The sequence below is a fragment of the Pedobacter cryoconitis genome, from assembly GCF_014207135.1.
Taxonomy (GTDB): domain Bacteria; phylum Bacteroidota; class Bacteroidia; order Sphingobacteriales; family Sphingobacteriaceae; genus Pedobacter; species Pedobacter cryoconitis_D.
The window spans coordinates 1-14249 of sequence record NZ_JACHCC010000003.1; the positions used below are offsets into that span (position 1 = coordinate 1).

At 38.2% G+C, this 14249-nt stretch carries 7 protein-coding genes; 5 read left to right on the top strand and 2 right to left on the bottom strand.

Going from position 1 to position 14249, the window contains the following annotated elements; all coding sequences use genetic code 11:
- Positions 1–251: 251 nt before the first annotated feature.
- The 3 genes from HDF25_RS05340 (at position 252) to HDF25_RS05350 (ending at position 6897) form a co-directional block, all read left to right on the top strand.
- Positions 252–4148: a SusC/RagA family TonB-linked outer membrane protein gene (locus tag HDF25_RS05340; protein ID WP_184623543.1), complete on the top strand. Its 3897-nt coding sequence runs from the start codon at positions 252–254 to the stop codon at positions 4146–4148.
- Between the two features lie 24 nt (positions 4149–4172).
- The gene (locus HDF25_RS05345) at positions 4173–5552 is read left to right on the top strand and encodes a RagB/SusD family nutrient uptake outer membrane protein (protein ID WP_184623545.1); all 1380 of its coding nucleotides are present in this window, start codon (positions 4173–4175) and stop codon (positions 5550–5552) included.
- 103 nt (positions 5553–5655) lie between these two features.
- A complete protein-coding gene (locus tag HDF25_RS05350; protein ID WP_221450862.1) occupies positions 5656–6897 on the top strand; it encodes a TlpA family protein disulfide reductase in 1242 nt (413 codons plus the stop codon).
- Positions 6898–6976: 79 nt separating this feature from the next.
- On the opposite strand, the gene HDF25_RS25815 is transcribed toward HDF25_RS05350, so the two are convergent.
- On the bottom strand, positions 6977–7099 hold the full coding sequence (locus HDF25_RS25815; protein ID WP_260409325.1) for a hypothetical protein: 123 nt from the start codon (positions 7097–7099) through the stop codon (positions 6977–6979).
- A gap of 106 nt (positions 7100–7205) precedes the next feature.
- On the opposite strand from HDF25_RS25815, the gene HDF25_RS05355 reads away from it, so the two are divergent.
- Together HDF25_RS05355 and HDF25_RS05360 are read left to right on the top strand one after the other, a co-directional pair.
- Positions 7206–8066 carry a hypothetical protein gene (locus tag HDF25_RS05355; protein ID WP_184623547.1) on the top strand — a complete coding sequence of 287 codons (861 nt, stop codon included), beginning with the start codon at positions 7206–7208 and terminating at the stop codon, positions 8064–8066.
- Positions 8067–8143: 77 nt separating this feature from the next.
- Positions 8144–10528, top strand: a complete 2385-nt coding sequence (locus HDF25_RS05360) for a PAS domain-containing hybrid sensor histidine kinase/response regulator (RefSeq protein ID WP_184623549.1) — start codon at positions 8144–8146, stop codon at positions 10526–10528.
- Positions 10529–10560: 32 nt separating this feature from the next.
- Here the strand turns inward: HDF25_RS05360 and HDF25_RS05365 are convergent, their stop codons facing one another.
- A complete protein-coding gene (locus HDF25_RS05365; RefSeq protein WP_184623551.1) occupies positions 10561–13938 on the bottom strand; it encodes a response regulator in 3378 nt (1125 codons plus the stop codon).
- Positions 13939–14249: the final 311 nt, after the last annotated feature.

Below are 14249 nucleotides of genomic sequence, written 5' to 3' on the forward strand. Positions count from 1 at the left end.
AACCAACAACCTAATATGGTGATACAGCTACAAAGATAACCCTTAGCCAGTTTTGAAGGTAAAATAACCAGAGATGTTAACTAACCCCTGGTTATTGTCTGGCATCAATAAATAAATTTATCAACTTCATCAGTAAGAGTCTGCGCTTCGAAACTTAAGACCCTTGCTTAACCAAACTGACCCAAATGTACAAATTTTGCACAAATAAACTGGGCGTACCTGATAAGTATGTCTGTAAAATACTGTTAGTTATGCGATTAACCACCGTCATATTAATAATCAGCCTCATGCAGGTGAGTGCAGCTGTACTTGGACAGAAGATTAAACTGTCCAAATCAAATGCGCCATTAAAGACTGTATTAAAAGAACTTAGACTGCAAAGCGGTTACAATTTTATTTATACCGACAATTTGCTGGCAAAATCTAAACCTGTAAATATAAAGGCTAACAATGTGGATTTTGTAAATGTGCTGGAAGAAATTTTCAGAGCGCAACCAATCGTTTATGTGATTAAAAACAATACAGTCACACTTTCCGAAAGGAAAAAGGCCTTAGAAGCACCTTCATTAATTTCCCGGATCATAGAACGGCTTGAAGCCATTGTTGTCCAGGGCAGTGTAGTCGATGAAAAAGGAGAGCCGCTTCCAGGCGTGTCGATTGTGCTCAAAAGTGGAAAAGTATTAGGTGTTACTGATAACAAGGGGTACTTTGAGATCAAATGTCCCGATGAGAATGCGGTGGTTAATTTTAGCTTTATAGGCTACTTAACCCAAAAGATAGCTGTAAAAGCTATTCTTGCAAAGGCTGTAATTACAATGAAGCCTGCCCTTAGCGAGTTATTGGAAGTGGGTATTGCGGGGAGTAAAACTATAGGTACTAAGGTAGATCTGGCACACCGGGAGCACGAGACTCTTGCCCAGGTGCTGGAAGGCGGTGTACCAGGACTGACGTTAAAACAAGGAAGTGAAACTACTGTAGCGAGTACTCTTAATATAGGTAGTTTAGTGATTGATCTTCAGAGTTTTATTAGAATGGGGGGGGTGGATGGATTCCCCGCGACTAGTGATGGCTTTAGGCAGTATTTGGCTAGTCCTTTAAATGCTGGTACTGTTGAAACAACAACAACAACTAATAATAATATGATTGTACCAGAACTCCGGGGAGCGAGTGGTTTTGCAGGGAATACCGCCGGAATGCTGGTTGTTATTGATGGATTTCCACAAGAAGGCTTTCCTGCCAATTATCCGATGAATAATGTAGTTTCGGTAGAAGTAATCAGAGATCCGGAAGAATGCCTAAAATGGGGCTCCGCCGGAGTAGGTGGGGTTATTTTGATCAAAACTAAGTCAGCAGAGGCAGGTGCGCTCCAGATCAATTACAGCTCCAATTTCTACTTTTCTCCTCCGCCGGATATCAGTGCAGCTAAATTAAGATTGGCCTCCTCAGCCCAGGTGTTAGACTATGATAGGGAAGTCTATGATAAAAATATTATAGACTATGGGAGTCTTAGTTCTTTGCCTGTAGGTTTTAGTCCTGCGAAGCAGCTTTTATATAATTTGAGCCAAAATCTGATTACCGAAGGGGTGTTGAAAACTAAGTGGGATTCTTTATCCAGGATCTCTAACCGGGACCAGTTGAGGTTATTGCAGCAAAGTACGTTTTCGCAAAACCATTCTCTTTCCCTTTCTGGCGGAACAAAGGCTTATCACTTTAATGCCAGCGGGGTGTATGGGGTTACTGGTTCACAAAATATAGGAACGAGCAGTAAGCATATGGGGCTAAACCTAAAGAATGATTTCTTGCTTTTAAAGGACAAATTAAAAATCACCTGGATTGCAAATCTGAGCAGCGACAAAAAAATAAGTACCCCAAGTAGTAATGGAAGTAATCTGCCTCCTGATCAATTGCTGCTCGATAACCAGGGCAGGTATGTATACAATTATACCAGCGTTACTCCTCAACAGAATAGTGCGATGCTCAAGGCTGGTTATTATGATAGTGGTGTAAATCCATTAGAAGACCTTCGCAGCAACAGTAATACGAGTAAAATGCTAGGCATCAATTCTAATTTAAATCTGAACTGGCAACTTGCCCCTGGATTAAATTGGTACACTGGTTTTACATATGTCATGACCGGAATGAATACGGAGAGTTTACAGGGAGCGGCCTCGAGCAATGTACGGAATTTGGTTAACCAGTATGGAAGCGCGGTTACCAATAGTAATGGGGACGTTACGGGTGTTGATTTTTACTTACCGTACGGGGATATTTTTCAGAAAACGAGTTCAAGTACTAATAAATACGATATGCACTCAGGGCTGAACTTTGAGCGCATCTTTGGTGGTATACACCAGCTGAAGGTAAGTATTGATGCAGGGCTGAGTGATCAGCAGGGTAAAAGTGACCCGAATGCTAGTATTTATGGCTATAATCGCCAAACCGGCAAAGGACTTCCTGTGCTTGGAAATGACAGCACGAGGATTATAAATTTTTCGGGAAGTTCTATGAATCCGGGGCAACTTGTAATTCCGGGCCAGTTCAGTAGAACCTATGCGCGTAACGTGAATTTGAACGCGAACCTGTTATACACTTACCTGGGCCGTTATTCGGTTCAGGGCACCTATTATTCTAGCATGGTTCCTAATTTTGGGCATGACCCGGCTTATGCTACCACTTCCAGCTCCTCGGTATCCAGTTCCTGGCAGATCAATAAAGAAGAGTTTTTTAAGATCCCCTGGATCAGTAATTTAAAATTAACCGCTAAAGCCTCAGCAGTGCAGGTGGCCAAATTAGCTGCACAGATCGGTGCTTCGGTGATTCAACAGCCTTTGTGGGGGAATGGGGGGATAACTGTTGCTAGTTTCAATCCTTCACAGATGAACGGTCAAAAGAACCAGAATTATGGTGGCAGGCTGGATGCGGGTTTTTCCAATAACAACATTGAGCTGATGCTGGATTACAGCCTCAATTCAATTTCGAATAAAGGCCAGTGGAATGGCCGTTTATCTTATAACATCGGCCGGGAGAAGTACTTTAATGTTCCCTGGATCAGCAGCCTTCAGGCAGATTTAAGCTTGGTGGACATCAATCCTTATCAGGCGCAGTCCATTGTAATGGGAGCTGGTTCGCTTTCCCCGGGTGGAGGGTTTAACATTCCGGTAACCAGTATTGCCGGAATATTGCCCCCTTCAGTGAAAGACAAAGAAGCTCATGTATTAATAGGCGTTGACAAAGACCGTTTCAGCATAGATATGCGCTATTACAACAAAACCATAGCTGGCCTAGGCAGCGGAACATTGCCTACTGATCCCGCTACCGGACTGAGCTCCCAACTGGTCTACAGTAACATTTTAAACAAAGGATTAGAATTGGCATTACGTGCAAAGGTGATTCAAAATAGTAGTTTTAGTTATACAGTAACCCTTAATGGAGCTTATAATGTTAACCAGGCCCTTGATGTACCCCCTGTTAATTTTTCGTTTACTTCTGCTTATACGACTGCTATTCGCAATGGCTCCAGTATGAGTAGCCTCTGGAGTTTTCCATGGGCAGGGCTGGATGCCGGGGGCAATCCGCAGGTGTACAATACAGCGATGAAAAAGGTGTCTGTGGCAGATCCAGGGTTTGGAAATAATTCTTTTTCGCTGGTAGATAGTGGACCTGGTACAGCTCCCTGGTCCGGAGGGCTGATCCAGGAATGGCAGTATAAAAACTTTTTTGCCAGTATGAGGATGATGTTTTACCTGGGAAATGTGATGCGAAGGTATATGCCGGCGCTTAATGGTAGCAATGACAACAGTATCGCTATCGCAGATCGCTGGAAGAAACCTGGTGATGAAAACACCACTGATGTTGCAGGGGTTGCCCCCTATAACTCAGTACGTGAACTGATCATCCAGTATTCCAGTAACAGCATTATGTCTGCCGGCAATGTGCGTTTGAGCGAGATCCAGTTTGGCTACAGTGCACCAAATGAAGTATTGAAAAATAAATTCATTAAATCGCTGACCCTCTCGGCGCAGGTAAATAACGTAGCGTTATGGACCAAAAATAATTTGCACGTTGATCCGCAAGTCGTAAGCAATATAGGGATAGTGGGTATAACTGTACCCCGGATGTATAGTTTAACAGTTAACATGAGTTTTTAACCATAGAATTTAATAATGATCTATATGAATCGAGCCCCATACTACCTTTCTCTAGCGCTACTGATCATCTGTATGAGTGGCTGCAAGAAATTTCTAAATGTGCGTCCGGATAACATAAACTTAAATGTGAGTACGGTTGAAGATTTTGAGGCGATGCTCAATAGCAGCAGCCTTGCCACACCGGATTACCTAATTTCCGATTTGGTGAGTGATGATGTTTTATTAGGTCAAGGGGTACTTATGAGAGGCGCCGGTCAGTCTTATGTGAACGCTTACCTCTGGGCCAACACGGTGTGGTCTGCTTCAGACAATGATTTAATGTATAATACGAGTTACCAGGATATCTTGCAAATGAATATCATTCTGGATAATATTGGAAACGCAGAGGGTGGAACGGCTCAGCGTAAAGAAATTGTCAATGCGCAGGCCCGGATCAATAGGGCCTATTATTACTTGCAGCTGGTTAATCTCTATGGTCTGGATTATCAGTCTGCCAGTGCAGCCAAAGACCTGGGAGTACCGCTTATCCTGCACCCGGATGCAAATGCCAGGCCGGTAAGAGCCACAGTACAACAGGTCTATGACCAGATCCTTTCAGATCTGAATGTAGCGGTGAGCAGTGTTTCTTTACCCGAATTTGGTGTAGATGTGATTCATCCAGGCAAGGCTTCTGCTTATGCCCTGATGGCCAGAACCTATCTGTATATGGGTAATTACGAAAAAGCACTTGGGGCTGCAGAGTCTGCGCTAAAGATTAAAAGTACATTGCTGGATTATGGAACCCAACAAAAATATATGACTTTAAAAGATCAGCAGAGCAATCCCGAAATTCTTTTGGCAAGGGTTTGTATGGATGTGGATTTTTACAACAATTATTTTTTGACCATTAACGCCAGCAAAGAGCTCCAGGGACTACTGGGCAATAATGACCTAAGGTTCACCAATTGTTTTAATCCCCCAGGTGACTATCAAACTTACATGGATATCGGTGGTACATCTATGCAATTTAATTACAGCATAGGCGTGCCTGAAATGATGCTGATCAAGGCCGAATGTTTGGCCAGAAGCGGAGATGAGGCGGGTGCTCTGGACCTTGTCAATACTTTGCGCAAGTACCGCTACAAGCCAGCTGATTATACACTGCTAAAAACGGATGGGAATAAAGATGCGCTGACTTTGGTATTAGAGGAAAGAAGAAGAGAGTTGTTTTTTAAGGGTGGGGTACGCCTGTTTGATCTGAAAAGGCTGAACCGGGAAGGGAAATTTAAAAAAGATTTGGAGCGGCTGTCCGATATTGATGGAACATCCCTGACCACCTTACCAGCCGGATCCCCAAGGTACTTAATGCCTTTTGCGCCTGTTATTATTGCCAATAATCCTTTGATGATTCAAAATGGAAGATAATATACCAATGAATAAAATAAAAAGTAGAAACATTTGGAGGCCCGGTGTGAATGATACAAATGTTTAATCCGAAATAGAACTTAATCGTAAATAAACGACAAATATGAAAATTAAATTAATTACCAGCGTGTTAATGCTATTGACTCTTGGCAGTTTCGCACAGACACCTGAATCAGAACTTTCAGACTCCCTGGTGGGAAATAAAGAAGTGGTATTGAAGAAATATCTCCCTATGGCCAATGGTCAATTGCTATTCAAGGCTTACGAGATTCCACTGGATGTTTTTGTGGGCAAGATTAACGATTTTAAAGCTGCAATGAATGCACAAATTGATAGCGAAAAAAACCAAACCTTAAAAAACCTGAAAAGAGAAGATGTTGAGTTTTACACTTACAAAAAACTGACGGATTACAGGATGAATTATGGGCTGGACTCTGTAGGGCAGGAAAAATATTTTGATTATGTTTTTAATGGTTTAAATACACCTGATAAGGATAAACGACTCGATTCGTTACTGATAGCATCACACCTTAAATATTTTACTAAGGATGAATATTCCTTTTTTGACAGTTTGAAAAGTAAATATACAGACCCCAATCAGGGCGCCTTATTCAAAACGTCGGCTTCATACCGAGAGTTCTTAGACAGCTACCTTAAAAAGCTAGCAAGCGTTACAAAATGCGATAGCTTAGGAGATAATGAGGATTTAGTTATACTGAAAGTGATTAGTGCACAAATTAATGACCCTTTTATTAGAGAATACCTTCTTTACACAACGACTGGAAAAATTATTATGAATTTGGAAAATAACAAGGCTGAAATAGAGAGAGTATATAATGACTTTATGGGTGTAGTGACAAAAAGTACGTACAAAGCCGATATACAAAAACTATATAGCAATTATACAGCTATGAGTTCTCATACACTGGCGCCAGAATTTGCATATGCTGATGCAGATGGTAGACAGGTGAGTTTAAAAAGCTTGCGTGGAAAATATGTATACATTGATGTTTGGGCTACATGGTGCATCCCGTGTAAAATGGAAATTCCGTTCCTGACTAAAGTTGAGGAGGACTATAAGGGCAAAAACATACACTTTGTGAGTATCTCAGTAGATAAAATGGCAAATCAGGCCAAATGGCATGACTATGTTAAAGATAATAAGCTGCAGGGTATACAGTTACTGGCAGACAAAGATTTTAAATCTGACTTTATGATGAAATTTAATGTCAATTCAATTCCAAGATTTATACTGATTGACCCGAACGGCAAAATTGTATCTGGAGATGCAAAAAGACCTTCGGATCCTAAATTGAGACAAGAACTGGATCAGTTACTTAAGTAATTTTTAATCCAGAGGTTATTGAGTTACATCGGTATGGTGAATCGAATACATCAAAATAAGAAGCCGGATTTGGTTTCAACTACGAGGCTGCTGGTAAATTGAATACTTCGACCACTATAGCTGGAAATACAACCAGCTCGGTAGCTAAATCTTCGGGAAATTCTTTAGAGATTAATCCAAGTATTATGACTGGTGTCCGCATTGGTTTTGCGTTTTAAATAAGTACTTGTTCTCTTTAGGTGGCGGGTGTGGAAATGAGTTCTTTCCAACCTGCCGCCTATTGTATTGTTAAACATTTGATTGAACAAATGAGAGGAAAAAACATTGTAATAGCACCTTGCGGAAATAAATCATTTTTATTCAGAGAAGCCTGGTTAAAGGATGAGTCTGAAAAAGATTTTGATATTTGTCATTTATTTTATCATAACCAGATTGATCATCCCGATTTATATAGGGGTGTTGATTTTTTCTTTCATCTGAAGAATTTCAAATATGCGATGTTGTATGAACTATTGGTCAACATCAGACCAGAATGGTTGAATGAGTATGAGTATTTCTATTTTTTAGATGATGATATCCAGATCACAACCAAAGATATCAATCAAATGTTCATTTTGGCTAAAACGTTTGGAGCGAGCATCTCACAGGCATGTTTGTCATTAGATTCTTATTGCAGCTGGCCAATATTTAAACGACATCAAAATTGTTTTTTAAGATTTGTTGGACAAATAGAAGTAATGGCTCCTTTATTCCATAGAGATGCGCTCAAAATTTGTATTCCTAGTTTTATAGATAACCGTTCCAGTTGGGGGATGGATTCAGTGTGGTCTAAATTATTAGGGTATCCTGAAGATAAGTTAATAATTTTTGATTCGGTGGTTATGAAGCATACACTTCCGGTAGGTGGAGGTGAGTTATACACCAAATTAGGTGTGAATCCTGAAGATGAGTGGCATGGAATCATCAATAAGTACGGTGCAAAACTTCACAATTATAAAGAATATGGAAGATTGAAAAGCTTCCATATAAAAAATAATATCTCTTATCGCTGTTTGAATTTCTTTCATGAAAACTCATCTGCTGTCAGGAGAAATATTAGGGATTATAATATAGGATCGCGTATAAAGAATAGATGGAATATGCTTTTAGATTTAAAGAAACAGCAGTAAAGTAGCTATTCTTTAAGGGGCCTAACAGTTCAGTAGCAATCATAACCTTTAAAACATTACTGTATAAATTATACGATATGAAATATTTTGTGAATGATCCCAATCAGCCGGACGCTAAAATGGCCTTTCTGGACAAATTACTACAGCTGCAGGATGCTTATTATAGCTATGGATCAGAAAAGAGTATTATTAAACAAATACTTTTTGAATTAGGTGAATATACCACTAGCAGCACTGTCGTTTTAATCAGTCATGAAGACAGGAACAAGGATTATATAGTTCAAATTTCTTCAACCATCGAAACTGTCAACTTAGAAAATACCATGATGGCAGAGAACGAGGAGGTAAATGTTTTCGAATTTAAAAGTCTTCACTTACTACAATGCGGAATCAAAATTGACAACAATTTATCATGGACGATTTATTTAATTCATACTTGCAAATTCGATAGTCCGTTAAAAGCCGTAGTTGAATTAACGTTGTCTGTTTTAAAGGGATTGCTTGCAGATCAAGCCCGGCAAATGAAAAAATTAGATGCTTTGATTCCGGGTAAGGACAAAAAGACAATATTTAGCAATTTAACCTATTCACTAGACGGTGCAATTTTTGAACTTACTGAACAGGCTGTGGTCAAAAGAATGTGGATAAAAGATAAAACCAGACGTTTTCTTCCTCTGGAATTTCTTACTGACATAGAGTTGAGTAAAGCATTTTTTGATTTAGGAAGCATTTTTGCTTCAACTATAGAAGAATTGATGGTTACAGGGGAAAAGCAAGAATGTATTTATCCTGATCGTTCTAAGGTAAATTGGTTCAGTGCGAAATTTCAGAAAGTATATTCTGCTCGTTTTGAAGCAAGAATAATCTGTGAGATCGAAGATATCACTGTAGAGAAAAGGTTGAGTGATCAATTGAAACTTAATGCTACTGAAATGGAGCGGATCAATAATTTACTGGAGATTGGATTGGATATTTCGAAGATGTGTGGCTGGGAATATGATTTAAACAATAAAGATCTGATTGTAACCAAGCAGATCCATGATATCACAGGATCAGTGCATCATCAAGGTATTAGTCATAGACAGTTATTGGACTTTTTTGAGGCTAAACAGAAACTTTTCCTGTTACGTACACTCAGAAATAGTTATGATCATCTTAGCTCCTTTGATTTGGAACTGGAACTGGTCACTAGCCATAAACAGAAAAAGTGGATTAGACTTTCAGGTATACCAGTCATAGAATCAGGAAAAGTAAGGTTTTTCCGCGGAATACTAAAAGATATTACCCGTCATAATAATGATCGGCTGGAATTGATAGAAGCGAAAAACCTCGCAGAACAAGTGGCCAGAAAGAGAACAGAAATCCTCTCGATAATGAGTCATGAGATTCGGACACCCTTAAATGGTATCATTGGTATCTGTAACCTTTTAAACCAGATTGCTCTTAAAGATAAGGAAACTGCATCATACATTAAGCAGCTTAGCTTTTCTTCTGATCACCTGTTGCAGCTGGTGAATGATTTTCTGGACCTGGAGAAACTTGATAGCAAAAAGATGGAATTAAATGAAAAAGAAACTAACCTCATAGATCTTGTTCAGCAAATAAAAATGCAATTTCTTCCCCTGATTAAAGCTAAAAAAATCGAGTTAAATGTTCATTGCGATGAAAAAATCCCTTCGATGCTATGGGCAGATGAACTGAGGTTATCCAGAGTGTTAAATAATCTGATTGGAAATTCAATTAAATTCACGGAAAAAGGAGAAATAAATATCACACTTAAAACAGTTGAACAATCAAGAGATTTTGTGAAGATTCTCTTTCGGATTGCAGATACGGGTATTGGGATCCCTGAACATTTTCATAACATTATTTTTGATAAATTCCACCAGGTGGAGCAATCACCCCACCGTCAGCAACAAGGCACAGGGCTGGGATTAAGTATCACGAAAGGACTGTTGAAATTATTTAAGAGCGAAATTGTACTTGCCAGTAAGCCTGGTGAAGGTACAGTATTTGAGTTTGAAATTAATTTCAGGAAAGTTTTAGAGAAAAACTCAATTGACCCCGATGAGGCTGAACCAATTGAGCCGTCATCTTTACCACATTTTAATTTATTAATTGTGGATGACAATCAGATAAATCTGCTCGTCACAAAAAATCAGGTTAAAAATTTTGGTGTTGATGCAGATCTGGCTGAAAATGGCTATATGGCTTTGGAATTGATGATGAATAAAATTTATCATATCGTACTCGTTGATCTTCACATGCCCGGCATGGATGGGTATGAATTGGCTAAATATATCCAAAATAATTACCCGGAAACAAAGATCATCATTTTTACTGCTGATATTCTGGACGAAGTTATCATACGGCTGGAGAATATGGGGGTTTCAAATGTCTTATCGAAACCGTTTAAGCCAAAGGAAATGTACGATATTTTATTGAAGGTGTTAGAAGAATGATAACCAATAGGTATATTATAAGATTAGGAAAACTAATGATAACGGTTAATTACTGATTTTAAATTAGGGTTAAGACTGTTTTTGTGTTTTTTTACATAGGAAGAAGGATTAAGTCCAAAAACCTTTTTAAACTGAGTCCTGAAATGTTTAATGTCATTTATACCCACCTGGAAAGCAACTTCATTGATATTGGCCTCGGTAGTTAATAAGATAAGAGCTGCTTTTCGCAAACGTATATATCTGATAAAAGCATTGATAGATAAACCCGAAATGCTTTTAATTTTTCTGTATAAACCTGAATGACTAAGACCTGTTTCTTGTGCCAAAGCGCTAATAGACAATTCTCTGTCATTAATATGCATTTCAACATATTCAATACATTTATCTAAAAATGAACTAAAATCTGCAGGAACCTTATCTGAATTTTTATGGAGGGTAATGGTATCAAGAAAATATTTCTGAACTTTACTCTTATTTTTTAAAATATTATCTATACGTGCTATTAAAAACTTATTTTCAAATGGTTTTGTAATATAATCGTCGGCACCACACTCTATCCCAATAAGTTTATAGTCGGCTGAAGTAGTAGCTGTTAGCAAGATAACCGGAATGTGCTCCAGCTTATGATTATGTTTGACATTTCTGCAGAAGTCCACACCATTCATGTTTTTCATAACAATGTCTGCTATTACCAGGTCGGGCATAAAGTCATTAATCATTTGTAAACCAATTTCTCCATCTTCTGCTTCTTTAATTGTATACTGGTTTTGAAGTAACCTTTTAAGGTATTTTCTAATTTCCTGATCATCATCTACCACCAGAATTATTTTTTTATCCGTTATGAAACTGGCAGAGGTAAGGTCTGCTTGATCTATGAGTTGCTCCTCCGGATCTTCATGATTTATATCATCAAGGGATAAAATCTGTCTGGTTGGAGGGGTGCTGACGAGCTCTATACTACTATAATGAGCTGATCCTTTTTTCAGTGTAAGGGTGAAAACAGTGTGTTGTTCAGAATCTCTCTGGTAAAAAACAGATCCATGATGTGCAGATATGAATTCTTTTACCAGGTGTAACCCAATACCGAATCCCTCTCCAGCAAATTTATCTTCAGCCTGATAGTATTTTTCAAATATTTTTTCGGGATTATCATTTTTATTTGATATTCCTGGTCCATTATCAATTATCATAACACTTACTTCGTCTGTCGTGTTCACCAATTTAAGTGTTATATCACCATTTATAGGAGTATATTTAAATGCATTGGAAAGAAGATTAAAAATACATATTTCAATTTTTTGATAGTCAACATATAATATCAAATCCTGGTCAGGAGAAATAAAACGATACGTAATGTTTTTTGAACGTGCCATCACATCGAAACATTTAAATATCTCTTCACACATTTCATGAAAATTGATCGGGTAAACCTTTAGTATCTGATTTTCAAGTTTCCTAAACCCCAATAGCTGATCTGTTAAGTTAATTAACCGTTTTGAGTTTCTCAGCATGGTATTCAATTCGGTTTTCGCGTCAAAATGGTCAGAATTTTCCAGAAGATCTTTAAGAGGATTGATAATTAAAGTAAGTGGTGTCCTGAATTCATGTGATATATTGGTGAAAAAATTTAGTTTTTTCTCATTCAGTTCTTTTTCCTTGATAAGCTGTAATTTGGCGAAGCCAACTTCATATGCCTGGCGTATTTGATTAGAACGGTACCTGATAATTGCATAAATTAAGGCGGCTGTACAGATAACATAAAATGTATAAGCCCACCAGGAACGATAGAAAGGAGGGAGTACTATAATCGTTAACAAAGTTTCTGTATTATTGGCAATATTCCCTTGTTCACTTAGTTTTACTTTAAAGTAATAAGTTCCTTCGGTTAAGCGATTATATACAGTGCTTCTGTTTTTACCAGTTGTACTCCAGGTTTTATCCCAGCCTTGTAAATAATAAGCGTATGACCAGCTGGCATGGTTTGAATATTTAGGTGAGACAAAGCTTAACAATACGGTAGCTTTATCATAAGGGATTTTTATCGCGGTGATTTTAGCTGTTGTTTTTTGAGTAACATATTGTAGTTGACTGGCAATAGGCAGGTTATTTATAGAAATATTAGTCAGGTATATATCCCGATGTTTATTGTAATTCTTAAAGTTGTCTGGATTGATGAGATTCAGGCCCATTACACTACCAAATGCCATTTGTCCAGAGCTTAACTTTAATGCCGCATTATACGAAAGCTCGTTGCTGAGTAACCCTCTTTCTGCATTAAGGGTTTTAAACCGTTTGTTTTGAGGATTGAAGATCGAGATTCCCCCCAGGGTGCTTATCCATAAGTTAGCTTGTTTGTCTTCAATAATTTCAAACGTGGTATTACTGGCCAGGCCGGCTGTTTCTGTGTAACTTGTGAAGGTATTGTTATTTGGATCGAATAATTGTAATCCTCCTCCTTCTGTTGCAATCCATAGTTTTTTATGTCCATCGCTCTTAATATTCCGAACTGCAAATTCGGTAGGGAAATATTGATGTTTTTTATGCTTTTGATCAACTTTAATCAGGGCATTGTATGTCCCGGCCCACAATTGGCCATATTCATCTTCAAAAAAACTTATGATGTTAATTAGCTTTGGATCAAAAATTTCAAAGCGGTTTTTATTTGGATTAAAAATGTATACTGCGCCGTTAAGGCAAGTGCCTAACCAGATATTCTTATTTTGTTTATCCTGAAAGAGTTTCCAGGTATTTTTATCTTCTTTCCTTGTCTGCGGATTTATACACCTATAATGTTCAAAAGTATTTTGAGCTCGATTATAGCGCAATACTCCCCCTCCCCAGGTACTTAACCAAATTGCTCCATCTGCAGCAGTTAGAATTGATGTTATAAAATCGCTGGATAGGGTAGGACTTGTTTTTGTTGAATAGTTTCTAAAATGGCCATTTTTCGGATTGAAATTACATAAACCATATCCATTTGAGCCAATCCACAGCGTATGATCTTTATCTTCACTCAGAGACAAGATTGCTTTATTTAGCAGGCCTTTGTCCGCTCCTGTCCAATGTTTGTAACTCCATATTTCTGTTGCTGGAGATTCAACTAAAATTGCTCCGTGGAGCAGTGTACCTATCCAGATTCTACTGTCTGTATCCTGGAAGATTGAAGAGATGAATTTGCCCGTATTTTCTGGATTGGCAGGTAAAACAAATTCTTCCGGCGGATTAAAATCTGTAGTTTTTTTTGTTAAAATACCATCTCCATCAGATGCTATCCACAGCACTTCGTTTTTAACGGAAAGATTAACAATTCTATTTTTACTGACATAAACCTGCTTCAGTTGATGGTTTATAAAACAATATAAACCATCATCGTTGCCTAACCAAAGTCGCCCATGTTGATCTAATGCCAAAGTGTTATTATTGGTAACTTGTTTATTTAACTGGTAAAGTGCGTTTTTCCTGTAATCGTAGCTTAAAAGTCCCACTTCTCTACCAGTTGCCCAGACGCCTGCATTGTTTAACTCAATTATTGCTAACTCGAAGTTGAAGTTGCTACGTTTGAGTAGGCAGCAAGTTAAATGAAATTGATAACCTTACAGAAATTATGTCACGAGAAGGAAAAGCATACTGTTTTTCCATTTCAGAACTTTAAGGGATGATTTTAATCCCCATCAAAACTCTTTTTTATAAAAAAAATAAGCCAGATTTTCCACATAAAGGA